Genomic DNA, 25,264 nt, shown 5'->3' on the forward strand with positions numbered 1-25,264 from the left:
TGTAAACCACGTCACCGGTGAACGTGTTAAGGGGGCTATCGCCGCCCCCTTAACAATCCCGGCTCCCGGCAAGAAAATCGCCGCTTCGCGGATTGTTCGCCCCATCCCTGGGGCTCACCCCTCCGGGGCCAGCGCAAGCGCTGTCCAAAATTGCTCCCGGCAATTTTGTCCTCAGCTTATTCCTCCAGGCTTTCGGGTCGGGCACCAGCCTGCATCCATGCAGGCTATGCCCTCTCGGCGCGTCCATGCGCCTCGCCCCGGCCTTCCGGAAACGCTTCGGCGATTTTCAGCCGGACCAGGGAGCCGCTGTAGGCTAATTATTCCCTTAAGGATATGAGCTGCTTTAAGTTAAAGGCTCTTTCCTCAGAACAACGCGTTCGGGCAGGCTTCGCCTTTCTCCAGCTGACTCAGGTTACCCAGCGTCGTCTCCGAAATGCTGATCAGCGCCTCGGCGGTCAGGAACGCCTGATGCCCGGTGAATAGCACGTTGTGGCAGGCGGAGAGGCGGCGGAAGACGTCATCCTGAATCACATCGTTGGATTTGTCTTCAAAGAAGAGATCGCGTTCGTTCTCGTAGACGTCCATCCCCAGCGCGCCGATTTTTTGCGTTTTCAGGGCTTCGATGGCGGCCTGAGAGTCAATCAGCCCACCGCGACTGGTGTTGATAATCATCACGCCATCTTTCATCTGGTCGAAGGCGCTCTGGTTCAGCAGATGGTAGTTGTCAGCGGTTAACGGGCAGTGCAGGGAGATCACGTCTGACTCTGCGTACAAGGTTGCCAGGTCAACATACTCTACCCCCAGATCCAGCGCGGCGGCGCTTGGGTACGGGTCAAACGCCAGCAGGCGCATACCAAACCCTTTCAGGATCCGCAGGGCCGCTACGCCAATTTTACCGGTGCCGATCACCCCGGCGGTTTTGCCGTACATGGTAAAACCGGTCAGCCCTTCCAGGGAGAAGTTGGCATCACGGGTGCGCTGATAAGCACGGTGAATACGGCGGTTTAAGGACATCATCATGCCGATGGCGTGTTCAGCCACCGCTTCCGGGGAGTAGGCGGGCACGCGCACCACCTGCAGACCCAGCTCTTTTGCCGCATCCAGATCCACATTATTAAAGCCCGCGCAGCGCAGGGCGATGTACTTCACACCCTGTTTTTTCAGCTCTTCCAGCACCGGACGACTGCCGTCGTCGTTAACGAAAATACAGACCGCGTCACACCCGTGGGCGGTTTTGGCTGTTTTTTCATTAAGCAGAAAGTCGAAAAATTCAAGTTCGAAGCCATACTCCTCGTTAACGTGCTGCAGATACTTTTTGTCGTATTGCTTTGTACTGTATACCGCGAGTTTCATAAGACTTTCTCCAGTGTGTTTTCAATTACGGTAGCATGATTAAAATAATCTTACAATTTATAAAATTTTATTGAATTCAATAAGTTCTATGGATAATTATGTAGCAACTATCCTTAAAAGTGGCGTTCGCTTCAACTGATCGGCTAAACATGCCACAATATTCGATACTGTCGGCTATTTTTTTCGCTAAATCAGGATATTAACTGCCCATGAGGGGTACATACAAAGCCGCGATCGCGCTACTGCTTCTGATCGTCCTTTTGCCGCTGACGCTACTACTGACGCTTGCGCAGTGGGTGCCTACGCTTGCCGGGATCTGGCTCCCCGCCGGGACCCGCATCGCCTTTGAAGAGAGCCCGCGCCTGACCCGCAGCGCGCTGGTCATCCCCGATCTGCGCTATCTGGTGGAGGAGTGCGAAATCGCCCGCGTCAAAGACGCTACCCTCAGCCACCCAAGCCGCTGGAAGCTTGACATCGGCGCGCTAGATCTCAACAGCGCCTGCCTGAGCAAAATCCCCGCCAGCGAGCCCACGCCCACCGCGCCGCGCTCCCTGGCCGAATGGCAAGCCCTGCTACCCAACACCTGGCTTAACATCGACCGCCTGACACTCTCCCCCTGGCAGGTGTGGGAGGGGAAATTAACCGCTTCGTTGACACCGTCCCTGCAAGAAATTGTCTACCACGGAGATAAGTTTAGCCTGCGGGGAAAACTACGCGGCCGCTCGCTGACGGTAAGCGATGTCACGCTTAACCTCCCCGATAATCCCCAGCCGGTAAAACTGGTGGGGGAATTTACTCTGCCGCTGGTGCCGGATGGCCTGCCGGTGCAGGGGCACACGGTGGCGACCTTTACCGTGCCGCAGATCTCAACCCTTGTGGATGCCGAGCTTGAGTGGCAGGACAACCAGGGCCAGCTGGTGATGATTGCCCAGGAGAGCGGCGAGCCGCTGCTGGATCTCCCCTGGCAGATCACCCCGGAACAGTTCACCATCAGCGACGGGCGCTGGCGTTGGGTTCAGGCCGGTGTTCCCCTGAGCGGACGGCTGGGGCTTAAGATCGATAACTGGCAACAGGGCACGGAGAAGGCTATCGTCAGCGGGCGAATGAACGTGCTGACTCAGGGCGATGCCGGGAAGGGCAACGCGGTGCTCACCTTCGGCCCCGGCAAGCTAAGCATGGACAACACCGCCATGCCGATGCAGCTCACCGGCATTGCCAAACAGAACGACCTGACGCTCTACGCGAAGCTACCCGCCACGCTGACCGGCAGCCTTGCCGAGCCCCGGCTGGCATTTGCCCCGGGGGCGCTGCTGCGCTCCCGGGGGCGGGTTATCGACTCCCTGAATATCGACGAGGTGCGCTGGCCGCTGGCTGGCGTGGCGCTCACCCTTAACGGCATCGACGGTCGCCTGCAGGCCATCTTACGCGCCCATGAACAGGAGATGGGGGATTTCACCCTGCACCTGGATGGCCGGGCCAGCAATTTTCTGCCGGATAACGGATTGTGGCAATGGCGCTACTGGGGGGAGGGCAACTTTACCCCGATGCAGGCCCGCTGGGACGTGGCGGGCAGGGGGGAGTGGCGCGACAGCGTGATTGAGCTGAGCGCGCTTTCCACCGGCTTCGATCAGCTGAAATATGGCACCCTGCATGCCAGCGCACCGCGCATGGTGCTTGAGCGCCCAATCCGCTGGCAGCGCGACCCTGCCGATCCGCACTTCAGCGGCGCGCTCTCCTTCGATGCCGGAGAGACCACCTTTACCGGCGGCAGTGTATTACCCCCCTCAACGATCAAATTCAGCGTGGAGGGTAGCGATCCAACATTTTTCCAGTACAAAGGCACCCTTAACGCCAGAGCCATCGGCCCGGTGCAGCTGAACGGGCGCTGGGACGGGGAGCGTCTGCGCGGCCAGGCCTGGTGGCCGAAGCAATCCCTGACCGTTTTTCAGCCGCTGATCCCACCGGACTGGAAGACGACCCTCAGGGAGGGGGAGCTTTATGCCCAGGTGGCTTATTCCGCAGCGGCGGATCAGGGCTTTGAGGCCGGAGGCCACGGCGTGCTGAAGAGCGGTAGCGTCTGGATGCCGGACAACAAAATCAACGGGGTCGACTTTGTCCTGCCGTTCCGCTTCAGCCAGGGCACCTGGTCGCTGGGAACCCGCGGTCCGGTGACGCTGCGCATTGGCGAGGTGAAAAACCAGGTCACGGCCCGCAACATCACCGCCGATCTGCAGGGCGATTACCCCTGGAGCGATGCCAGTCCGCTGCTGCTGAGCGACGTCAGCGTCGATCTGTTGGGCGGTAAAGTGACCCTGCAGCAGCTGCGCATGCCCCAGCACGATGCGGCCCTGCTGCGGGTGCAGAATCTCTCCGCCAGCGAGCTTATCAGTGCGATAAATCCCAAACAGTTTGCCCTGTCCGGGCCGTTCAGCGGGGCGCTGCCCTTGTGGCTGGACAACGACAAGTGGATCATCAAAGATGGCTGGCTGACCAACGCGGGTCCGATGACGTTGCGTCTCGATAAAGAGACTGCCGATGCGCTGGTGAAAGAGAACGGGGCGGCGGGCGGCGCGATTAACTGGCTTCGCTATATGGAAATTTCGCAGTCGTGGACGAAACTCAATTTAGATAATCTGGGTGAATTAACCCTGGCGTCGACCTTGCGTGGCGCCAGCCGCGTGGAGGGCCAGACACAGGCCGTCAACCTCAACTATACCCATCAGGAGAACGTGTTTACCCTCTGGCGCAGCCTGCGTTTTGGCGACAAGCTGCAGACGTGGCTGGAGGAGCACGCGGCACTACCGGATAACCGCTGTCCGACAGGCAAGGAATGTAAGGAACAACCATGAAAAAGCTGGCCGGTGGCTTCACCGCGATTGTGATACTGACGCTGACAGGCTGCACGCCGAGGATAGAAGTGGCGGCGTCGAAGGAGCCCATCACCATCAACATGAACGTCAAAATTGAACATGAAATCCACATCAAAGTGGATAAAGATGTGGAATCGCTGCTGAAATCGCGCAGCGATCTCTTCTGAGGCCGCCATGAGAAAATACTTCACGCTCATTCTGCTGACGCTGGGGCTTTGTGCGCCCGCGTTCGCCCTGACCCTCAACGAAGCCCGCACCGAGGGGCGCGTGGGGGAAACGCTGAGCGGCTATATCGCCCCGCGCAGCCAGGATCGTGAAACCCTGGCGCTGGTGGAGCAGATCAACAAGGCTCGTACCGAGAGTTATCAGCGGCTTGCTGACAGCAATAACCTTCCGGTCGATGAGGTGGCCAAAATGGCAGGGAGCAAACTGGTTGCCCGCGCCCGCCCCGGCGAGTATGTCCAGGGCGTTAACGGCAGATGGTTACAGAAGTGATTAGCGGTGGCGTTTGCGGTATTCGCCAGGGGAGATCCCAAAGCGCTGCTTAAATGCCGTGGAGAAGTGGCTATGGTCGGTAAAGCCCCAGCTGTAGCCAATGCCCGCCAGTTTCTCATCGTCACGAGCGCTACGTAGCATCTGCGCGCAGAGATCCAGCCGACGGTTCTTGATGTACTGCGCCACCACCAGCCCTTTCTCGGCAAACATCCGGTACAGGCTACGCACCGACATCCCGCACTCCGCCGCAATCCACTCCGGTCGCAAATGTTCCGCCTGAATATGATCGTCGATGAGCGTCAGAACGTGGCTGAACTGGCGCGCCTTGCGCGGCTGCACGCTTTCACGCTGCTGCAATACCGGGCGCAGCAGACAGACCATCGCCTCCAGCGCGGCTTCGCTCTCGGTTTCACTCAATCGCGGATTGTTCATGCTCTCCTGCAGCAGACGATAGCTGAGCTGGACGGTAGGCAGGCTGTGGGAGAGTTTTTGCGCGCAGCTCACTTCCTGAAAACGAAAGTGCTGCTCAAGGATCTGGCGCGGGAGCAGCAATGAGATCTGCCGGGATTTTTCCGGCCAGTAGATCGAGCAGGGGCGGGAGGCGTCGATCAGGGTGATATCTCCCGCGTTGAGCATAATTTGCCGGTCGTCCTGCTCCAGTCCCGCTTCACCTTCCAGCTGAAAGACAGTGTAGAACCAGGCATCGTTGCTGGTCTTAATCTCCTGGCGGGTACGAAACAGATTCACGCCGCCAGCGGTGACGGTGCTGAGCTTCAGGGTGCCGGTCCAGGTGGATTCCAGCTCGCCGTAAAACTCGCCGCTCATGGGCCGGGCCGCAAAACTTCCGCAAGCCTGATTAATCTGCGCCAGCCACTGCTGATAATTGTCCGTTTCCTTTGCACTCGCCATCGTCTGACCTGCTACGTCGTGAATGTTTAAACATTGTTGCATTTATGTTTCTAATTACCCGTGACATGGGGCGAAATATAGGCAAGAACACCACGGTGTAACAGAGCGAAACGGCACTATTGTCGCGTTTTGCGGCACCTGTCACAGGGGGCAAAGCGAATGTCACAGAGATAAAAGCGCACTGCGCAAACCCATCTTAGACTGCGATGACACCCTGCGAATAATAAGGAATCGCTATGTCTGATACACAGGTCGCAGTACTGCACAGCGTGCAGCAATTTCTGGATCGCCAACATGGCCTCTGGATCGAGGGACAACCGTCCGCCTCCGACAGCGAAAAGCGTCTGGATATCTTTAACCCGGCAACCGGTCAGGTGATTGCCTCTACCGCCGATGCCAGCGCGAAAGATGTGGATCGCGCGGTGATGTCCGGCTGGCGCGCCTTTGTGGCCCGCAGCTGGTCCGGCAAACTGCCGGCGGAGCGCGAACGTATTCTGCTGCGCTTCGCCGATCTGGTGGAGCAGCACACCGAGGAGCTGGCCCAGCTCGAAACCCTGGAGCAGGGTAAATCCATTAACATCTCCCGCGCCTTTGAAGTGGGCTGCACTCTGAACTGGATGCGCTACACCGCGGGGCTGACCACCAAAATCGCCGGTAAGACGCTGGATCTCTCTATTCCGATGCCGCAGGGAGCGCGCTACCAGGCGTGGACGCGCAAAGAGCCGATTGGCGTGGTGGCCGGGATCGTGCCGTGGAACTTCCCGCTGCTGATTGGCATGTGGAAAGTGATGCCCGCCCTGGCGGCCGGCTGCTCTATCGTGATCAAACCGTCCGAAACCACGCCCCTGACCCTGCTGCGCGTGGCGGAGCTGGCAACCGAGGCCGGGGTCCCGGACGGCGTCTTTAACGTAGTGACCGGCAGCGGGGCGGTGTGTGGCGCTGCGCTCACCAACCATCCGCATATCGCCAGGGTGAGCTTTACCGGTTCTACCGCCACCGGGAAACAGATTGCGCGCGCCGCCGCCGATCGCCTGATGGGGGTGACGCTGGAGCTGGGCGGTAAAAACCCGGCGATTGTCCTGAAAGATGCCGATCCGGCATGGGTGATCGAAGGCCTGATGACCGGCAGCTTCCTGAACCAGGGCCAGGTGTGCGCCGCCAGCTCGCGTATTTACGTCGAAGCGCCGCTGTTTGATACCGTGGTGAGCGGTTTTGAGCAGGCGGTGAAATCCCTCAGCGTCGGGCCGGGGATGTCCCAGGAGGCGCACATCAACCCGCTGGTTTCCCGCGCCCACTGCGACAAAGTGCAGACCTTCCTTGATGAAGCGCAGTCGCGCCAGGCGGAGCTGATTACCGGCAACCGTGGTCCGAACGATCAGGGTTACTACGTGTCGCCGACGCTGGTGGTGAACCCGGACGCCAGCCTGCGCCTGACCCGCGAAGAGGTGTTTGGTCCGGTGGTCAACCTGGTGCGCGTCGCTGACGGCGAAGAGGCGCTGCGCCTGGCGAACGATACCGAATATGGCCTGACCGCCAGCGTCTGGACGCAAAACATCAGCAAAGCGCTGGAGTACACCGACCGCCTGCAGGCGGGAACCGTGTGGGTGAACAGCCATACCCTGATCGACGCCAACCTGCCGTTTGGCGGGATGAAGCAGTCCGGCACAGGCCGTGATTTCGGCCCGGACTGGCTGGATGGCTGGTGTGAAACCAAATCGGTGTGCGTGCGCTACTGACGCCCGGCGGCGCTGCGCTTGCACGGGCCTACGGTCTGGTCGGTTTGCCGCACCGCACCGTAGGTCCGGTTAAGCAGAGCCGCCACCCGACATCAGACCGCACCGTGCCAACAAAACCGCACCCTTAGCAGGACCAGCGATTTCGTCCTGCATTTTTTGCCCGGTAGAGCGCGGCATCGGCCTGGGCGATCACCTCGCTGGCCGTCTGACCAGCGGTCAGCGAGGCGATCCCCATGCTGACCGTAACGCTGTCGCTGACCGTTGAGGCAGCATGCGGAATAGCCGCAGCGCGCAGGCTCTCCTGAATGCGCGCCGCCACCTGTTCCGCCACTTTTTCCGTCGCATCAAACAGGATCAGCAGAAACTCCTCGCCACCGTAGCGTGAGACCACATCGTCCGGGCTGCGCACCACCTGTTTCAGCGCCTGCGCCACCGCCGCCAGACACTCATCCCCGGCCTGATGCCCGTAACGATCGTTGTAGCGTTTGAACTCATCGACATCGAGCATAATCAGCGCAAAATTGTTCCCCTGTTTGACCGCGTTTTCCAGCACGTTCTCCATCGCCCGGCGGTTAGCGGTACCGGTGAGCGGATCCTGGTGCGCAAGGGCATCCAGCCGGGCAATCAGCGCCTGGTTCTGCTGCTGACGCAGCCAGGCTTCATCAAACCAGCGCACTAAAATAAACCGCCCGTAAACCAGCACTACCGTAAAGATAAGCCACACCACGACGAAACGCAGGCTGATGCCCTCGTTCAGCACCAGGCTGGCAGCCGGCATCGCCGCCCACAGCGGCAGCGCATAGCTCATCAGCCCAACCGGAAAAAAATAGAGCCCTGCCAGCGCCGTCAGGAGCAGGGTGGTGCAGAGCGGCCAGGCGAAGGGCAGTTTCAGATGGGCGATAAACCAGACGGCGCAGCAGGCCCAGATCAGGCCTGCCAGCAGCAACAGCAGGCTCAGCCCGCGTTTTTTTTGCCAGACCAGCAGCAGGGAGAGGCTAAACAGAACGATGACCGCCAGCATCAGCCAATCGATCATCCTGGCGCTGAAGGCGTTCACCTGATAAAGCGCGTCAATGCCGTCGAACAGCCCATTACGCAATAAGACCATCAGCGCAAAGCCGATGTTGACGAGCGCCAGCCACGGCATGCTGAGAGTCAGTCCGCGGGTGACCATATCCCTGCGGGCGAAAGGCTCCGCCCGCAGGCTGGTGGGTTTACGGTGTAACAATGTTGAACCAGAACTCAAATTTATCCATATAGCCCAGCATGGTATCAAGTTTTGCCCCGTCACCGGTAACCTTCACCGCGCCGCTCTCCTCAGCCTGTTTCAGGGTGGTTTCCTTGAGGATGATTTTATTCAGCGTGTCGCGGCTCAGGGTGATGGTGGCGTCGGCGTCGGTCGCTTCGGCATTGGCGGTGTGGTTCATCACCCCGTTTTCCAGCTCGAGCTTGTACTTGCCGCCGTCGCTGCCGAGGTCGATGTTAAACACCGATTTCGCGGTTCCGGCTTTTTCACCGTTAATGTGAACCGCCAGATAGTCGAAGAACATCTCCGGGGTCATCGCCCGCACCGTATCCGGGCTGGCGGTGTTCGGGGTCGGCCCTTTCACCACGCCGTTACGCAGCTCCTGCGCGCCGGTGAGGTAGAAGTTACGCCACGGGCCCGATTCCGCCTGATAGCCTAACTGCTCAAGCGCGTCCGCCTCCAGATTACGCGCCGCCTGGTTGTTCGGATCGGCAAAGACCACCTTACTCACCACCTGCGCCACCCAGCGATAGTTACCCTGGTCGAAGTCGGTTTTGGCCTTCTGCAGAATGGCGTCTGCGCCGCCCATGTAGTCTACATATTTCTTCGCAGCCTCTTCCGGCGGCAGCTCATCCAGTGTCGCCGGGTTGCCGTCGAACCAGCCGAGATAGAGCACGTAGGTGGCTTTCACGTCGTGACTGACCGACCCGTAGTAGCCCCGGTTAGCCCAGGTGTGCGCCAGCGAATCCGGCAGTCTGAAGTTTGCCGCAATTTCATCCCGGGTCATGCCCTGGTTCGCCATGCGCAGGGTCTGGTCGTTGATGTAGCGATACAGGTCTCGCTGGCTTTTCAGCAATTTATTGACGTTTTCATTGCCCCAGGTTGGCCAGTGGTGCTGAGCCATCAGCACTTCGGCTTTATCACCCCAGCGCACAATGGCTTCGTTGATATATTTTGACCACGGCAGCGGCTCGCGGATCTTCGCCCCGCGCAGGGAGTAGGTGTTATGCAGGGTGTGGGTGACATCCTCGGCGGATTCGATCAGTTTTTTCTCTTCGATGTACCAGAGCATTTCGGACGGCGCTTCTGAGCCCGGCGCCAGCATAAAGTCATAGGTCAGGCCGTCGATGGTCTCTTTCTGTCCATCTTTTTCAATGATATTGGTCGGCGCAAGCAGGGTTACGGTCCCGGCGGAGGTCGTGGTGCCAAGCCCCGCGCCCACCTGACCTTTAGGATCCGGCTTCAGCAGGTTGCCATACATATAGCTGGCGCGGCGGCTCATGACGTTCCCGGCCATAATGTTTTCTGCCACGGCGGCTTCCATAAAGCCGACCGGGGCGTAGATTTTGACTTTCCCGGCTTTGACATCGGCCTCATCCACCACGCCGCGCACGCCGCCGTAGTGGTCAACGTGGCTGTGGGTGTAGATCACCGCTACCACCGGTTTCTGCCCGCGGTTTTTGTAATAGAGATCCATCCCGACTTTTGCCGTTTCAGCAGAGACCAGCGGGTCGACCACGGTGATACCGGTCGCCCCTTCGATAATGGTCATGTTTGACAGGTCAAGGTTACGGATCTGATAGACCCCATCCGTGACCTCAAACAGACCGCTGATATTAATCAGTTGCGCCTGACGCCACAGGCTGGGGTTGACGGTATCCGGCGCTTTGTCCCCCTCTTTAATAAAGGCGTACTGCTGGGGATCCCAGACCACATTGCCCTGTTCGCCTTTGATCACCTCGGTCGGAAGTGCAGCGATAAAGCCTTTATGGGCATCGGTGAAATCGGCATTGTCGGAGAAGGGCAGCTGGCTGAAGAGGGCATTATTGGCTTGCTGAGTGGCGGCGGCGGCCTCCTTTGGCGCTTCTGCGGCAAATGCAGGAGTGCCGGCAGAGATAAAAACGCCTGCAAGCGCAAGGCTTCTTGCTATCAAGTTGAATCTCATCCTAAAAACCTCTCAATGTTCATACAACGACGTAAGGGAGAACTTCGTGTGATGTCCATAAAAAACGTTTTAAGAAAGGCAACCCGGACGGCATGGGTATGATTAACTATAAGCAAGGAAAGCTGTTCAGAAAATAAACTACTTAAGCGAAATTAAATGGCGGTGTAGGTCGGATAAGCGCAGCGCCACCCGACAATGCCCGGCGGCGCTGCGCTTGCACGGGCCTACGGTCCCGTAGGTCGGGTAAGGCGCAGCCGCCACCCGACATCAAACCGCACCGACAAGAAAAAGCCGGGCAATATGCCCGGCTGTTTATCACTGCCCCTCTTTCTTCTTGCCGAGCGACGGCGTCTCGTCAAAGAAGTTCCACGGTTTGAGCAGGGCATGCACCCACTCGGTTGGCATGATCGGCCACTCTTCGGCGCGGGCCACGTGGGTGGTACCGGTGGTGATCCACACCACGTTATCCTGGTTATTCAGCGACTCGTTATCTTTACTGAACTGGCCCAGCCCCTGGTCATGGGAGGAGCGGTTCGGGAATTTGCCCTCCGGGTACATCTCGTTCGGATGGTAGCGGGTCACCCACAGCTGTTTATCCATAAAGCTGAGGCGATGATAGATCCACTCATCCGGGGCGAATTTCGCGCCGGTTGCCACCGGGTGCGTACCGCCCGCATAGGGGATGATCTGGTAAGAGACCGGGTTGCCCATGCGGTTCTCTTTGCTGGTGTTGCTCAGTAGACGAATGGTGCCCGGGTCAAATTTCTGTGCCGCCTGCTGCTCGCTGTCGATGTTGTACTGGTTAACCTGCATGGTGCTGGTGCGCGGGCCGCCAGCGGTGTTCGGCTTCACCTCCGGATCCATCGCCACCAGGCTGTTGCTGGTGCCATCCACATCCAGATCCAGACGGAAGTTGTAGATGTGCTGGTGGGTGGTGCCGACAATGTTGTGGTCAATCAGGGTGCCGTACTTCGTATCCTCTTTGGCGCTCGGGTCATGCATGGTTTTCGCCATCACCCCTTTTACCGCTTCGATACCAGTCGCCCCGGCATCGATGCCGATGGTGCCGTTTTCATGGAAGATCCAGTCGAAGATGTAGTCATAGTTGCCCACGGTGCTAATCCAGCGTACCACCAGCTCGCGGCGTTCGGTGCTGACGTTCGGCTGATTCATCTCCTGGTGCTTATACTCCGGCCCGGCGTAGCGTTCAAAAATCGCCATCGCCCGCGGGATTTCCATTGGCGCACCGGTGTAGTCCGGGATAGTCTGATTCAGCAGCACGGCGTTGGAGGGCACATCTTTACCGCGCACCAGCGGCGAGGTGAGGGTGCCCATGCCGTAGTCGCCGGAGTCCAGATAGGCTTTGAAGTACCAGCCCACGTCCGGGTCGCCGTAAGGAACGATCATCCCGCCCAGCGATCCCTCGTACATCACCTGGCGTTTTTTGCCGTTGTCGTTAAAGGTGACGGTGGAGATGATCGGCCCGACGCGGGAGTCGAGGCTCAGGTGGAAATCCCAGTTCTGCCAGTGGATCATATTGCCGGTAATGGTGTAGTTCTTGCCTTCCGGCTCCACAATCTCCAGCGGTTTGTGCACCACCGGTTCGCGGTCGCGGCCATCATAGGGGCGGGACTGCATCGGCACTGGCACGACAGCGCCTTCTTCAATTTTGACGATCTTCTTCTCGATCAGATCAACCACCGCCACCAGGTTCTCAATCGGGTGCGCCCAGTAGTTGCCATCGCCGGTATCCAGGTAGCTCACCACCTTCAGCAGGCGATCTTCCTGCTTCAGACCATCCTTACCGTCAAAGTAGCCGACGGTCAGCGGGGTGGTCATCACCTTTGCCGGGTCGTTGATGCCGCGTTTTTTCAGCGCCTCGGCATACTCCGGGCTGCCGGTGACGATCTTCTGCACCGCCATAAAATCATCCAGCAGCACCATGCCGTGGGCGTCCTTGATCGGCTCCCAGTGCAGGATTTTCTTCTCCTGCAGATCCACTAGCGCTTCAACGATAAATTTGCCGTCCAGCAGGGTGATATTGGCCTGACGCGGCGCATCTACCGCGGTGCCGTTCAGCACGAAATCCCACACTTTGGCTTTGTCCGGCCCGGCCAGCGCGATCTGGGTGAAGCGGGTATTCGGTTTAAAGTCCGGCGAGGCTTTCACAATCCCGACGGCCTCTTTGATCTCATCCGCGGAGAGGGCGTTCAGCGGGTGCGGGGTCTTCTCGACCTGGAAGGTCTGGTCAAGGCCGGACTGGAACACATCGTTAACAAAGGTATCGGCGATCCAGGCCTTATTATCTTTCATGACCACCGGCGCCTGCAGGGTGAGCGGTTTACCGTTGACCATAGCGGTTGTGGCACCCGGCTTCACTTTGATAAAGGCCCCATCTTTGCTGATGGTGAACATCTGGGCATAGTCGTCCCATTTCACATCAGCGCCAAATTCGGTCAGGGTTTTATCCATTTCGACCATATGTGCTGCACCACCGTGCGCCAGCACCTGGCCGGAAAAGAGACAGGCAACGGCCAACGCCAGCACCGTTTTACGTGGAGAAAAAATGGAGGAGCTTCCCATGATTAACCTCTGTTATATGTGTTGTTATCCACTCGGGACCGCTGTTCTGCGCGCGGTTTATTCATTGCCAACATAGCAATAACGCGTTAAGTACCGTTTGCCTGCATTTGCCAGATGTTTTGTCAGATGTGCCAGAAGCCGGGTAACGTGCGCGACGTTACCCGGATGGAGGGGGATCAGGCGTCAAAATCTCCGCGCTGACGGGAGACGAGGGTCAGGATCGAGTAGAGCGCCACCGGCTGCTGGTGCTGGTTGAAAATCTCAACCGCCCATTCCACCACGCCGGTCGGTTTCTCTTCCGCCGTGCGCTGTTTCTTCAGCGTCTTGCGCTTACAGGTCAGACGCACCTGGATGGTGTCGCCCGGCTTCACCGGCTCAATAAAGCGCAGGTTCTCCATACCGTAGTTGGCAATCACCGGCCCGACGCCCGCATCGACGAACAGACCCGCCGCAGCGGAGATCAGGAAGTAGCCGTGCACCACGCGTTCGCCGAAAATCGACTCCGCCGCGCCGATCTTGTCCATATGGGCGTAGAAATGATCCCCGCTCAGGCAGGCAAAGTTAACGATGTCGGTCTCGGTCAGGGTACGGCGCGGGGTCAGGAGGCTGTCGCCCGGCTGTAACTCCTCGAAGTATTTGCGGAACGGATGAACCCGATCCTCCTGCACCTGCGCGCCGCGTACCCACTGCTGGCTGATGGCGGCCAGCATGCTCGGGCTGCCCTGGATGGCGGTGCGTTGCAGGTAGTGTTTTACCGCCCGCAGGCCGCCCAGCTCCTCACCACCCCCGGCGCGGCCCGGGCCGCCGTGCACCAGCTGCGGCAGCGGGGAGCCGTGGCCGGTGGACTCTTTGGCCGACTCTTCGTTGAGGATCTGGATACGGCCGTGGGCGCGGGCGGCGCCGGCGATAAACTGACGCGCAAGGCGCAGATCGGCGGTGACCAGCGTCCCGGCGAGACTGCCTTCCCCGGCGCGGGCAAGGGCCATGGCGTGCTCGCGATCCTGATACGGCATCAGAGTGGCGACCGGGCCAAAGGCTTCGGTGGCATGGACGGCAGGGGTTTCATCCGGCTGCGGGCAGAACAGCAGCGTCGGCGGGAAGAAGGCCCCGGCAGCGTTCAGGTCGGCTTTCCCGCCCAGACGAATCTGGCAGCCCGCCGTGACTAAAGTATCCACTTTCTCCTGCACGTCAGCGCGCTGCTCGGCGTTGACCAGTGAGCCCATTTTGATCCCTTCCTGAGCCGGGTCGCCTACAGCCACTTTTTCCAGCCGGGCGATCAGCGCCTGGCTGACAGCCTCCACCTGCGCCTGCGGAACGATGATGCGGCGGATCGCGGTACATTTCTGCCCGGCTTTCGCGGTCATCTCCCGCACCACTTCGCGAATGAAAAGGGCAAACTCCGGCTGCTCCGGGGTGACGTCATCCCCCAGCACGCAGCAGTTCAGGGAGTCCGCTTCCATGGTGAAGGGAATCGATTTTGCCACGATGTTCGGATGGACGCGCAGCTTCTGGCCAGTGTCGGCGGAGCCGGTAAAGGTCACCACGTCCTGGCTGTCGAGCTGGTCGAGCAGATCCCCCGCGCCGCCGCAGATCAGGCTGATGGCGCCCTCCGGCACCAGGCCGCTGTCGACGATCGCTTTCACCATCGCCTGGGTCACCTGGGCGGTGGCGGTGGCCGGTTTAATAATGGCAGGCATCCCCGCCAGCCAGGTCGGGGCCAGCTTTTCCAGCATTCCCCAGCAGGGGAAGTTGAACGCATTGATGTGGACGGCCACGCCGGACTTCGAGGTCAGCACGTGGCGCGCGGCAAATCCGCCCTCTTTTGAAAGCGGGATCAGCTCATCTTCCGGCCACAGGGTATCGTCCGGCAGTTCGCGGCTGCCCAGGCTGGCGAAGGTAAAGAGGGTGCCGATCCCGCCCTCGATATCCACCCAGCTGTCGGCGCGGGTCGCCCCGGTCTGTGCCGACAGCGCATAAAAGGTCTCTTTCTGGCTCAGCAGATGTTTCGCCACCGCTTTCAGCATGGCGGCACGTTCGATAAAGGTCATGGCATGAAGCGCTTCGCCGCCTTTCTCAATGGCGTAGCGACGTGCGGTGGCCATATCCAGCCCTTCGCTGGTAACGGACCAGAGGGATTCACCGCTGATGGCGTGTTGAATGGTGCGCTCACGGCCCCGGCCTGACTGCCAGGTACCGGACAAGAAGCTGGCTAACTGCTGCATCTTTCTCTCCAGATGGTTCGTGATTTCACTATAAATAGTTCGTTTGTGAATCATAAAAAGCAAGTGACTTGTTAATGTTTTATTAACATTGTGATCTCGCTTAATCTTCTTAACTCCCGGAGGCCGCGTCGTATCTGGGGTGTGGAAATCTATTGCGAGCCTCATCACAAAACGAATAAACGATTCTTGGGTTATTCATTAACCTTTGTGTAACTTTTATAAAAAAAAGTGATTCATCATTGAATGATATTTAGCAGTTAAACGAATCAAAAGGGTGATGACGTGACGGAAGAACAACGCTTTGAGCAGCGCATCGCGCAAGAGACGGCCATCGAGCCGCAGGACTGGATGCCTGACGCGTACCGTAAAACGCTGATCCGCCAGATTGGTCAGCATGCGCACTCCGAAATTGTCGGCATGCTGCCGGAAGGGAACTGGATCACCCGCGCCCCGACGCTGCGCCGTAAGGCCATCCTGCTGGCGAAAGTGCAGGACGAAGCCGGGCACGGGCTCTACCTCTATAGCGCGGCGGAAACGCTGGGCTGCGCCCGGGAAGATATCTACCAGAAGATGCTCGACGGCAAGATGAAATACTCCTCCATCTTCAACTACCCGACCCTGAGCTGGGCGGATATCGGCGTGATCGGCTGGCTGGTGGATGGCGCGGCCATCGTTAACCAGGTGGCGCTGTGCCGGACCTCCTACGGCCCCTATGCCCGGGCGATGGTGAAAATCTGTAAAGAAGAGAGCTTCCACCAGCGTCAGGGCTTTGAGGCCTGCATGGCCCTGGCCCAGGGTAGCGAAGCCCAGCGCCAGATGTTGCAGGACGCCATCAACCGCTTCTGGTGGCCAGCGCTGATGATGTTTGGCCCGAACGACGACAACTCACCGAACAGCGCCCGCAGCCTGGCCTGGAAGATCAAACGTTTTGGCAATGACGAGCTGCGTCAGCGCTTTGTCGACAACACCGTGCCGCAGGTGGAAATGCTCGGCATGACCGTGCCGGATGCGGATCTGCAGTTCGATGCCGAAAGCGGTCACTACCGTTTTGGCGAGATCGACTGGCAGGAGTTTGACGAGGTGATTAACGGGCGCGGCGTCTGCAATCACGAACGTCTGGCCGCCAAGCGTAAAGCCTGGGAAGAGGGAACGTGGGTGCGCGAAGCCGCACTGGCGCACGCCGAAAAACAACACGCCCGCAAGGTCGCATAAGGGGAATCAAGATGAGCAAAACATACTGGCCGTTGTACGAAGTCTTTGTCCGCAGCAAGCAGGGATTATCCCACCGTCACGTGGGCAGCCTGCATGCCGCCGATGACCGTATGGCGCTGGAAAACGCGCGCGACGCCTACACCCGCCGTAATGAAGGCTGTTCCATCTGGGTGGTGAAGGCGAGCGAAATCGTCGCCTCCCAGCCAGAAGAGCGCGGTGAGTTTTTCGACCCGGCGGAGAGCAAGGTCTACCGCCATCCGACCTTCTACACCATCCCTGATGGCATCGAGCACATGTGAGGCCACGGATGAAAACGTTAACGCAATATGCTCTGCGCCTGGGTGATAACGGGCTGGTGCTCTCCCAGCGTCTGGGAGCGTGGTGTGGTCACGCCCCGGAGCTGGAGATTGACCTCGCGCTGGCCAATATCGGCCTCGACCTGCTGGGCCAGGCGCGCAACTTCTTAACCTACGCCGCCGAGCTGGAAGGCGAGGGCGACGAAGACACGCTGGCCTTTCAGCGCGACGAGCGCCAGTTCAGCAACCTTCTGCTGGTGGAGCAGCCCAACGGCAACTTCGCCGACACCATCGCCCGTCAGTACTTTATCGACGCCTGGCACGTGGCGCTCTTTACCCGTCTGACCCAGAGCCGCGACGGTCAGCTTGCCGCCATCGCCGCGAAATCCATCAAAGAAGCCCGCTACCACCTGCGCTTCAGCCGCGGCTGGCTGGAACGCCTGGGCAACGGCACGGAGATCTCTGCGCAAAAAATGCAGCAGGCGGTCAATGACCTGTGGCGTTTCACCGCCGAGCTGTTCGAGGCGGACGAGATTGACCTGACGTTGGCTGCCGAAGGTATCGCCGTCGATCCGCGCAGCCTGCGCGACGCGTGGGAAGCGGAAGTCTTTGCCGGGCTGAACGAGGCGACGCTGAGCGTGCCGGGCGAGTCCGCCTACCGCACCGGTGGCCGTAAAGGGCTACACACCGAACATCTGGGGCCGATGCTGGCAGAGATGCAATATCTGCAGCGCGTCTATCCCGGCCAGCAGTGGTAATCCAGGAGAGCGCCATGCAACACGCCGTCCAACTCACCCCCGCCGCCGTCCCGCAGATCTGGTCTCTGTTAAGCCAGATCCCGGACCCGGAGATCCCGGTACTGACCATCACCGACTTAGGGATGGTGCGCAGCGTGACGCCGCAGGATGAGGGCTGGGCCATCGGTTTTACGCCGACCTATTCCGGCTGTCCGGCCACCGATCATCTGATGGGGGCGATCCGCGACACCCTGACCGCCCACGGCTATGGACCGGTGCAGATCACCCTTCAGCTCGACCCGGCGTGGACCACCGACTGGATGACCCCGGACGCCCGGGAGCGTCTGCGCCAGTATGGCATCAGCCCACCGGTCGGGCACAGCTGCCATGCGCATCTTCCCGCCGAGGTGACCTGTCCGCGCTGCGCCAGCACCCGCACCACGCTGATCAGTGAATTTGGTTCCACGGCCTGCAAAGCGCTCTGGCGCTGCGACAGCTGCCGCGAACCCTTCGACTATTTCAAATGTATCTGAGGTCGCCATGACAACGTTTCATTCCTTAACGGTGGCAAAAGTGGAACCCGAAACCCGCGATGCGGTGACCATTACCTTCGCGGTTCCCCAGCCTTTGCAGGAGGCGTATCGCTTCCGTCCGGGCCAGCATCTGACCCTGAAAGCCCATTTAGCTGGCGAAGAGCTGCGCCGCTGCTACTCCATCTGCCGCAGCGTTCAGCCGGGCGAAATCAGCGTGGCGGTAAAAGCCATCGACGGCGGGCGCTTCTCGCGCTATGCCCGGGATGAGATCAAGCAGGGGATGGCGCTGGAGGTGATGGTGCCGCAGGGGCATTTTGGCTATCAGCCGCTGGCCGAACGGGAAGGCTGCTACCTGGCGATTGCCGCCGGTTCCGGCATCACCCCGATGCTGGCGATCATCTCCAGCACTCTGAAAACCGAACCGAAAAGCCAGTTCACCCTGATTTACGGCAACCGCAGCAGCCAGAGCATGATGTTCCGCCAGGCGCTGGCCGATCTGAAAGACAGCTATCCGACCCGCCTGCAGGTGGTCAACATCTTCAGCCAGGAGACGCTGGACAGCGAGCTGCTGCACGGGCGTATCGACGGCGAAAAACTGCAGGCGCTGGCGAAGCACTTAATTGACTTCAGCCAGTTTGATGAAGCCTTTATCTGCGGCCCGGCGGCGATGATGGACCAGGCGGAACAGACCCTTAAGGCGCTGGGGATGCCGGAGAAATCGCTGCATCTTGAGCGCTTCAACACGCCGGGCACAACCATTAAACGCACCCATTCGGTACAGACCGGGGGGCAAAAGGTGACGGTGCGCCAGGACGGGCGCGATCGCGAGATCACCCTCACCGCCGAAGACGAAAGCATTCTGGATGCCGCGCTGCGCCAGGGGGCGGACCTGCCTTACGCCTGCAAAGGCGGGGTCTGCGCCACCTGCAAATGCAAAGTGGTGCGCGGCAAGGTGGATATGGTGACCAACTACAGTCTGGAGCCGGATGAACTGGCGGCAGGCTACGTGCTGAGCTGCCAGGCCCTGCCGCTGACCGGCGACGTGGTGGTGGACTTTGATGCGAAGGGGATGGCATGAGCGACCTGATTGTCACCCGTCACGGTCGGGTATTGCTCCTGACCCTTAACCGCCCGGCGGCGCGTAACGCTCTGAACAATGGCCTGCTGAGCGAGCTGGCAACCGCCCTGGAAGCTGCCGCCGTAGACAGCGAGATTTCGGTGTGCGTGATTACCGGCAACGCACGCTTCTTTGCCGCCGGGGCCGATCTGAACGAGATGGCGGAAAAAGATCTGGCCGCCACCCTCAACGACATTCGCCCGCAGCTGTGGGCGCGCATCAACGCCTTCAGTAAGCCGCTTATTGCCGCCGTCAATGGCTACGCCCTGGGCGCAGGGTGTGAGCTGGCGCTGCTCTGCGATGTGGCGATTGCCGGGGAAAACGCCCGCTTCGGCCTGCCGGAAATCACCTTAGGCATTATGCCCGGCGCGGGCGGCACGCAACGGCTGATCCGCAGCGTCGGCAAATCCCTTGCCAGCAAAATGGTGCTGACCGGGGAAAGTATCACCGCCCGTCAGGCGCTGGCGGCCGGGGTGGTAAGCGATGTACATCCCGACGCCCTGACCCTCGAATATGCTCTCAAGCAGGCGGCACTGATGGCGCGTCACTCCCCGCTGGCGTTGCAGGCGGCGAAGCAGGCGTTACGCCAGTCTCAGGAGGTGGCCCTCACCGCCGGGCTGGCCCAGGAGCGTCAGCTCTTCACCCTGCTGGCGGCCACCGAGGATCGCCGGGAAGGGATCGACGCCTTCCTGCAAAAACGCACCCCTGAATTTAAAGGACGCTAACCATGGATTTTATTCTGAGTCACGTTGAGCAGGGGGTCATGACCCTAACCCTGAACCGCCCGGAGCGGCTCAACAGCTTCAATGAGGAGATGCATCAGCAGCTGGCGGCGTGCCTGACCCAGGCCGAGCGCGACGAGAGCGTGCGTTGTCTGCTGATTACCGGCGCCGGACGCGGTTTTTGTGCCGGGCAGGATCTTAACGACCGTAACGTTGACCCGAACAGCCCCGCGCCGGATCTCGGCATGTCGGTGGAGAAATTTTACAACCCGCTGGTACGCCGTCTGGCAAAACTGCCCAAGCCGGTGATCTGCGCGGTGAACGGCGTGGCCGCCGGAGCGGGGGCGACCCTGGCGCTGGGCTGCGACATCGTTATCGCCGCCCGTTCGGTGAACTTTGTGATGGCCTTCAGCAAGCTCGGTCTGGTGCCGGATTCCGGCGGTACCTGGCTGCTGCCGCGTCTGACCGGGCGCGCCCGGGCGATGGGCCTGGCCCTGCTGGGGGAGAAGATCAGCGCTGAGCAGGCACACGCCTGGGGGATGATCTGGCAGGTCGTGGATGATGCCGAACTGACCGACACCGCCCGTCAGCTGGCCGTGCATCTCGCCACCCAGCCGACCTTTGGCCTGGGGCTGATCAAGCGGGCGATCAATGCCGCCGAAACCAATACCCTGGACGCGCAGCTGGATCTGGAGCGCGACTATCAGCGCCTGGCCGGGCGCAGCGCCGACTACCGGGAAGGGGTCAGCGCCTTCCTCAACAAACGCGCGCCGCAGTTTACGGGGAAATAAGATGACGACAATTCATACCGTGGCGGTGATTGGCAGCGGCATCATGGGAGCCGGGATCGCCGAAGTGGCGGCGAGCAACGGCCACCCGGTGCTGATCTATGACATCAACGCTGAGGCCATCTCCCGCGCCATTGACGCCATTCGCAGCCGTCTCGAATCCCGCGTGGCGCGCGGCAAGCTCGCCCCGCATGACGCCGAACAGACGCTCCAGCGCCTGGTGCCCGTTACCGACATCCACGCGCTGGCGAAGGCTGATCTGGTGATTGAAGCCGCCTCTGAGCAAATGGCCGTTAAAAAGGCGCTCTTTGCCCAACTGGCGGAGATCTGCCCGGCTAACACGCTGTTGACCAGCAATACCTCGTCCATCTCCATTACCGCCATTGCCGCCGACCTGCGCCATCCTGAGCGCGTAGCGGGGCTGCACTTCTTTAACCCGGCCCCGGTGATGAAGCTGGTGGAAGTGGTAAGCGGCCTGGCGACCTCCGGGGAAGTGGTCGAACAGCTGAGCGAGCTGGCGACGCGCTGGGGCAAACAGCCGGTGCGCTGCCAGTCCACGCCGGGCTTTATCGTTAACCGCGTGGCGCGTCCGTACTATGCCGAAGCCTGGCGGGCGCTGGAAGAGCAGGTTGCCGCCCCGGAAGTCATCGACGCGGCGCTGCGCGAAGGCGCAGGCTTCCCGATGGGGCCGCTGGAGCTGACCGACATGATCGGCCAGGACGTCAACTTTGCCGTGACCTGCTCAGTATTTAACGCCTTCTGGCAGGAACGCCGTTTCCTGCCGTCACTGGTGCAGCAGGAGCTGGTGCTGGGTGGGCGTCTCGGCAAGAAGAGTGGGCAGGGCGTTTACAACTGGCGTAACGAAAAGCCAGCGGTGAGCTGGCTGGCAGAGGTGAACGATAGTTACAGTGTCACGCATCAGCAGAAAAAAAGTGACGGTGTCACTGAAATTGACGGCGTACTGCTGATCGAAACCCGGGGTGAGACCGCCCAGGCGCTGGCGAACCGCTACGCACAGCCGGTGGTGGTGTTCGACAGACAGGAGAGCGATGTGGCGGTGATTGCCGCCGCGGCCAGCAACCCGACAGCCGCGACACGGAAAGTGGTGCGCTACTTCCAACAGCAGGGCAAGCGCGTGCTGCAGGTGGCGGATTATCCGGGCCTGCTCATCTGGCGCACGGTGGCGATGATTGTCAACGAAGCCCTCGACGCCCTGCAAAAAGGGGTCGCCAGTGAAGAGGATATCGATACCGCCATGCGCCTCGGGGTGAACTACCCGCGCGGCCCGCTGGCCTGGGGAGAACAGCTTGGCTGGCAGCGTCTGCTGTGCCTGCTGGAAAACCTGCAACGCCATTACGGCGAAGAGCGTTACCGTCCTTCATCCCTGCTGCGCCAGCGCGCGCTTCTGGAGAGTAGCTATGAGTCATAACGCCTGGCGCAACGCCCGCGCCATGTATGAAAACGATGCCTGCGCCCAGGCTTATGGCATCGACATTATTGAGATGGATGAGGGCATGGCAGTACTGACCATGACCGTCACGCCGCAGATGCTCAACGGCCACAAGAGCTGTCACGGCGGACAGCTGTTTACCCTCGCCGATACCGCTTTCGCCTACGCCTGCAACAGCCAGGGGCTGGCGGCGGTGGCCTCGGGTTGCACCATCGATTTTGTCCGTCCGGCGTTTGCCCACGATAAGCTCACCGCCACGGCGCAGGTGCGCCATCAGGGGAAACAGACCGGCGTATACGACATTGAAATCGTTAATCAACAACAGAAAACGGTTGCCCTGTTCCGTGGGAAATCCCACCGCATCGGCGGCACTGTGACAGGAGAAGCATAATGCGTGACGCCTTTATCTGTGACGGGATCAGAACCCCAATCGGTCGCTATGCCGGTGCGCTGTCCGGTGTGCGCGCGGACGACCTGGGTGCTATCCCGCTGCGCGAACTGCTGGCGCGTAACCCGGGTCTGGATGCGGAGCGCATCGACGATGTGATCTTTGGCTGCGCGAACCAGGCGGGGGAAGACAACCGTAACGTGGCGCGAATGTCCCTGCTGTTAGCCGGGCTGCCGCAGACCGTCTCCGGCACTACCCTGAACCGCCTTTGCGGCTCCGGTCTGGATGCGCTGGGCTTTGCTGCCCGCGCGATTCGCGCCGGTGATGGCGACCTGATGATTGCCGGGGGTGTGGAGTCGATGTCCCGCGCGCCTTTCGTGATGGGCAAAGCGACCAGCGCCTTCCAGCGGCAGAATGAAATTTTCGATACCACTATCGGCTGGCGTTTTGTGAACCCGCTCATGGCGCAGCAATTTGGTTCTGACAGCATGCCGGAAACGGCAGAGAATGTAGCGGAATTGTTAAAGATTTCCCGTGAGGATCAGGACGCCTTCGCCCTGCGCAGCCAGCAGCGTACCGCTCAGGCCCAGGCTAACGGTATTCTGGCGCAGGAGATCGTGCCGGTCGTCATTAAAGGCAAAAAAGGGGCGGTCACCGAAGTGGTGCATGACGAGCATCTGCGCCCGGACACCACCCTCGAAATGCTGGCCGGGCTGAAAGCCCCTTTCCGGGCGGGCGGTGTGGTTACCGCCGGTAACGCTTCCGGCGTGAACGATGGCGCTGCGGCGCTGATTGTCGCCAGCGAGAAGATGGCGGCAGCCCAGGGCCTGATCCCGCGTACCCGCATCGTGGCGATGGCGACCGCTGGCGTTGAGCCGCGTCTGATGGGGCTGGGCCCGGTGCCTGCCACCCGTCGGGTGCTGGAGCGCGCCGGGCTGAGCATCAACGACATGGACGTTATCGAGCTGAACGAAGCCTTCGCCTCCCAGGCGCTGGGGGTGCTGCGTGAGCTGGGGCTGCCGGATGATGCGCCGCACGTTAACCCCAACGGCGGGGCAATTGCCTTAGGCCATCCGCTGGGTATGAGCGGGGCCCGCCTGGCGCTGGCCGCCAGCAACGAGCTGCATCGTCGTAAAGGGCGCTATGCGCTCTGTACGATGTGCATTGGTGTCGGTCAGGGCATTGCCATGATCCTTGAGCGTGTCTGAACAATTATAAAAAGCGAGTACCCTACGATGACTACGACAATGATAAATACAGCGACAACCGCAACGTCAACTGCAACCACGACGGCAAAGCATCTTGACCCCATCGAAACCGCCTCCCTTGATGAGCTGCAGGCCCTGCAAACCGAGCGTATGAAGTGGACGTTAGAACACGCTTATAACAACGTCCCCATGTACAAACGCAAGTTTGATGCGGCGGGCGTGCATCCTGACGATTTCAAAGAGTTAGCGGATATCCGCAAGTTCCCGTGCACCACCAAGCAGGATCTGCGTGACAACTATCCGTTTGATACCTTTGCGGTGCCGATGGAACAGGTGGTGCGTATTCACGCCTCTTCGGGCACCACCGGTAAACCGACCGTGGTCGGCTACACGCAGAACGACATTGATAACTGGGCCAACATCGTGGCCCGCTCGCTGCGCGCCGCGGGGGGCAGCGCGAAGGACAAAATTCATGTCGCCTACGGCTATGGCCTGTTTACCGGCGGGCTGGGCGCCCACTACGGCGCCGAGCGTTTAGGCGCCACGGTGATCCCGATGTCCGGCGGACAGACCGAGAAACAGGCCCAGCTGATCCGCGATTTTCAGCCGGACATGATTATGGTGACGCCTTCTTACTGCCTCAACCTGATCGAAGAGCTTGAGCGCCAGATGGGGGGTGATGCCAGCCAGTGCTCCCTGCGCGTGGGCGTTTTTGGCGCTGAGCCCTGGACCCTGGCGATGCGCCGGGAAATTGAAAAACGCCTCGGTATTACCGCTCTGGATATCTATGGGCTCTCCGAAGTGATGGGGCCGGGGGTGGCGATGGAGTGCATCGAAACCGCCGACGGACCGACCATCTGGGAAGATCACTTCTACCCGGAGATCGTCAACCCGAACGACGGCACGCCCCTGGCCGATGGCGAGCAGGGGGAACTGCTCTTCACCACCCTCACCAAAGAGGCGCTGCCGGTGATCCGCTACCGCACCCGCGACCTGACCCGCCTGCTGCCGGGCACCGCCCGCACCATGCGCCGTATGGACAGGATCAGCGGCCGCAGCGACGATATGCTGATCATCCGCGGCGTCAACGTCTTCCCGTCCCAGCTGGAAGAGGAGATCGTCAAGTTTGAGCACCTGTCGCCGCACTACCAGCTGGAGGTGAACCGTCGGGGCCATCTTGATTCACTTTCGGTGAAGGTGGAGCTGAAAGAGAGTAGCCTGTCGCTGACCCACGAACAGCGCTGCAACGTCTGCCACCAGCTGCGCCACCGCATTAAGTCGATGGTGGGGATCTCTACCGACGTGACGATCGTCAACTGCGGCAGCATTCCGCGTTCCGAAGGCAAAGCCTGTCGCGTCTTCGATCTGCGTAAGGCCGCAGCCAACAGCTAAGGCCGTCCGCGACCCTCTGCGTATTAGGGAGGGTCGCGCTTTTAGCGCTATGCTATGATTCA

General features: G+C 60.3%; 21 protein-coding genes. 15 read left to right on the forward strand and 6 right to left on the reverse strand.

Going from position 1 to position 25,264, the window contains the following annotated elements; translation table 11 throughout:
- Positions 1-363: 363 nt before the first annotated feature.
- Positions 364-1,353 (reverse strand): 2-hydroxyacid dehydrogenase, encoded by a 990-nt coding sequence (locus B3X29_RS19010; protein WP_103179822.1) that lies wholly within the window; start codon positions 1,351-1,353, stop codon positions 364-366.
- A gap of 209 nt (positions 1,354-1,562) precedes the next feature.
- Between B3X29_RS19010 and B3X29_RS19015 the strand changes: the two genes are divergently transcribed.
- Genes B3X29_RS19015 through B3X29_RS19025 form a run of 3 tightly spaced genes read left to right on the forward strand, consistent with a single transcriptional unit; the run spans position 1,563 to position 4,718 of the window.
- Positions 1,563-4,202 carry a YdbH family protein gene (locus B3X29_RS19015; RefSeq protein ID WP_159339411.1) on the forward strand — a complete coding sequence of 880 codons (2,640 nt, stop codon included), beginning with the start codon at positions 1,563-1,565 and terminating at the stop codon, positions 4,200-4,202.
- Entirely contained in the window at positions 4,199-4,390 is a 192-nt protein-coding gene (locus B3X29_RS19020) for a YnbE family lipoprotein (protein WP_039028506.1), read from the forward strand. Before B3X29_RS19015 ends, B3X29_RS19020 begins: the two co-directional genes overlap by 4 nt.
- A 7-nt stretch (positions 4,391-4,397) precedes the next feature.
- Positions 4,398-4,718, forward strand: a complete 321-nt coding sequence (locus tag B3X29_RS19025) for a YdbL family protein (protein ID WP_103179820.1) — start codon at positions 4,398-4,400, stop codon at positions 4,716-4,718.
- Here the strand turns inward: B3X29_RS19025 and feaR are convergent, their stop codons facing one another.
- Complete coding sequence (gene feaR / locus B3X29_RS19030) at positions 4,719-5,627, reverse strand: transcriptional regulator FeaR (protein WP_159339410.1); 909 nt, start codon at positions 5,625-5,627, stop codon at positions 4,719-4,721.
- Positions 5,628-5,863: 236 nt separating this feature from the next.
- Here feaR and B3X29_RS19035 point away from each other — a divergent pair, with 236 nt between their 5' ends.
- Complete coding sequence (locus tag B3X29_RS19035) at positions 5,864-7,363, forward strand: aldehyde dehydrogenase family protein (RefSeq protein WP_159339409.1); 1,500 nt, start codon at positions 5,864-5,866, stop codon at positions 7,361-7,363.
- A 124-nt stretch (positions 7,364-7,487) separates the two neighbouring features.
- On the opposite strand, the gene B3X29_RS19040 is transcribed toward B3X29_RS19035, so the two are convergent.
- From B3X29_RS19040 to paaZ, 4 genes are all read right to left on the reverse strand, one after another.
- Positions 7,488-8,537, reverse strand: a complete 1,050-nt coding sequence (locus tag B3X29_RS19040; RefSeq protein ID WP_159339651.1) for a GGDEF domain-containing protein — start codon at positions 8,535-8,537, stop codon at positions 7,488-7,490.
- A 40-nt stretch (positions 8,538-8,577) separates the two neighbouring features.
- Positions 8,578-10,554, reverse strand: coding sequence for an alkyl/aryl-sulfatase (locus tag B3X29_RS19045; protein WP_290561730.1), 1,977 nt, complete (start codon positions 10,552-10,554; stop codon positions 8,578-8,580).
- 315 nt (positions 10,555-10,869) lie between these two features.
- Complete coding sequence (gene tynA, locus B3X29_RS19050; RefSeq protein WP_159339407.1) at positions 10,870-13,137, reverse strand: primary-amine oxidase; 2,268 nt, start codon at positions 13,135-13,137, stop codon at positions 10,870-10,872.
- A gap of 176 nt (positions 13,138-13,313) precedes the next feature.
- Entirely contained in the window at positions 13,314-15,359 is a 2,046-nt protein-coding gene (paaZ, locus tag B3X29_RS19055) for a phenylacetic acid degradation bifunctional protein PaaZ (protein ID WP_159339406.1), read from the reverse strand.
- A gap of 282 nt (positions 15,360-15,641) precedes the next feature.
- On the opposite strand from paaZ, the gene paaA reads away from it, so the two are divergent.
- From paaA to paaK, 11 genes are read left to right on the forward strand one after another with little or no spacing between them, the layout of a single operon-like run.
- Positions 15,642-16,571 (forward strand): 1,2-phenylacetyl-CoA epoxidase subunit PaaA, encoded by a 930-nt coding sequence (paaA, locus tag B3X29_RS19060; RefSeq protein ID WP_103179813.1) that lies wholly within the window; start codon positions 15,642-15,644, stop codon positions 16,569-16,571.
- Between the two features lie 11 nt (positions 16,572-16,582).
- On the forward strand, positions 16,583-16,870 hold the full coding sequence (gene paaB, locus B3X29_RS19065) for a 1,2-phenylacetyl-CoA epoxidase subunit PaaB (protein ID WP_103179812.1): 288 nt from the start codon (positions 16,583-16,585) through the stop codon (positions 16,868-16,870).
- Positions 16,871-16,878: 8 nt separating this feature from the next.
- Positions 16,879-17,625, forward strand: coding sequence for a 1,2-phenylacetyl-CoA epoxidase subunit PaaC (gene paaC, locus B3X29_RS19070; protein ID WP_159339405.1), 747 nt, complete (start codon positions 16,879-16,881; stop codon positions 17,623-17,625).
- A 14-nt stretch (positions 17,626-17,639) separates the two neighbouring features.
- Positions 17,640-18,137: a 1,2-phenylacetyl-CoA epoxidase subunit PaaD gene (gene paaD, locus B3X29_RS19075; protein WP_114314794.1), complete on the forward strand. Its 498-nt coding sequence runs from the start codon at positions 17,640-17,642 to the stop codon at positions 18,135-18,137.
- Between the two features lie 7 nt (positions 18,138-18,144).
- Complete coding sequence (gene paaE / locus B3X29_RS19080) at positions 18,145-19,215, forward strand: 1,2-phenylacetyl-CoA epoxidase subunit PaaE (RefSeq protein WP_159339404.1); 1,071 nt, start codon at positions 18,145-18,147, stop codon at positions 19,213-19,215.
- Positions 19,212-19,979 carry a 2,3-dehydroadipyl-CoA hydratase PaaF gene (gene paaF / locus B3X29_RS19085; protein WP_159339403.1) on the forward strand — a complete coding sequence of 256 codons (768 nt, stop codon included), beginning with the start codon at positions 19,212-19,214 and terminating at the stop codon, positions 19,977-19,979. The genes paaE and paaF overlap by 4 nt, the downstream gene beginning before the upstream one ends.
- A gap of 2 nt (positions 19,980-19,981) precedes the next feature.
- Positions 19,982-20,767 carry a 2-(1,2-epoxy-1,2-dihydrophenyl)acetyl-CoA isomerase PaaG gene (gene paaG / locus B3X29_RS19090; protein ID WP_159339402.1) on the forward strand — a complete coding sequence of 262 codons (786 nt, stop codon included), beginning with the start codon at positions 19,982-19,984 and terminating at the stop codon, positions 20,765-20,767.
- 1 nt (position 20,768) lies between these two features.
- A complete protein-coding gene (locus B3X29_RS19095; protein ID WP_159339401.1) occupies positions 20,769-22,193 on the forward strand; it encodes a 3-hydroxyacyl-CoA dehydrogenase in 1,425 nt (474 codons plus the stop codon).
- The gene (gene paaI, locus B3X29_RS19100; protein ID WP_103179805.1) at positions 22,183-22,605 is read left to right on the forward strand and encodes a hydroxyphenylacetyl-CoA thioesterase PaaI; all 423 of its coding nucleotides are present in this window, start codon (positions 22,183-22,185) and stop codon (positions 22,603-22,605) included. Before B3X29_RS19095 ends, paaI begins: the two co-directional genes overlap by 11 nt.
- A complete protein-coding gene (gene pcaF, locus B3X29_RS19105; protein ID WP_103179804.1) occupies positions 22,605-23,810 on the forward strand; it encodes a 3-oxoadipyl-CoA thiolase in 1,206 nt (401 codons plus the stop codon). Before paaI ends, pcaF begins: the two co-directional genes overlap by 1 nt.
- 39 nt (positions 23,811-23,849) lie before the next feature.
- Positions 23,850-25,202, forward strand: coding sequence for a phenylacetate--CoA ligase PaaK (gene paaK / locus B3X29_RS19110; protein ID WP_159339400.1), 1,353 nt, complete (start codon positions 23,850-23,852; stop codon positions 25,200-25,202).
- The last annotated feature ends 62 nt before the right edge of the window (positions 25,203-25,264 follow it).

Source organism: Leclercia sp. UBA5076, from assembly GCF_002416465.1.
Classification (GTDB): domain Bacteria; phylum Pseudomonadota; class Gammaproteobacteria; order Enterobacterales; family Enterobacteriaceae; genus Enterobacter.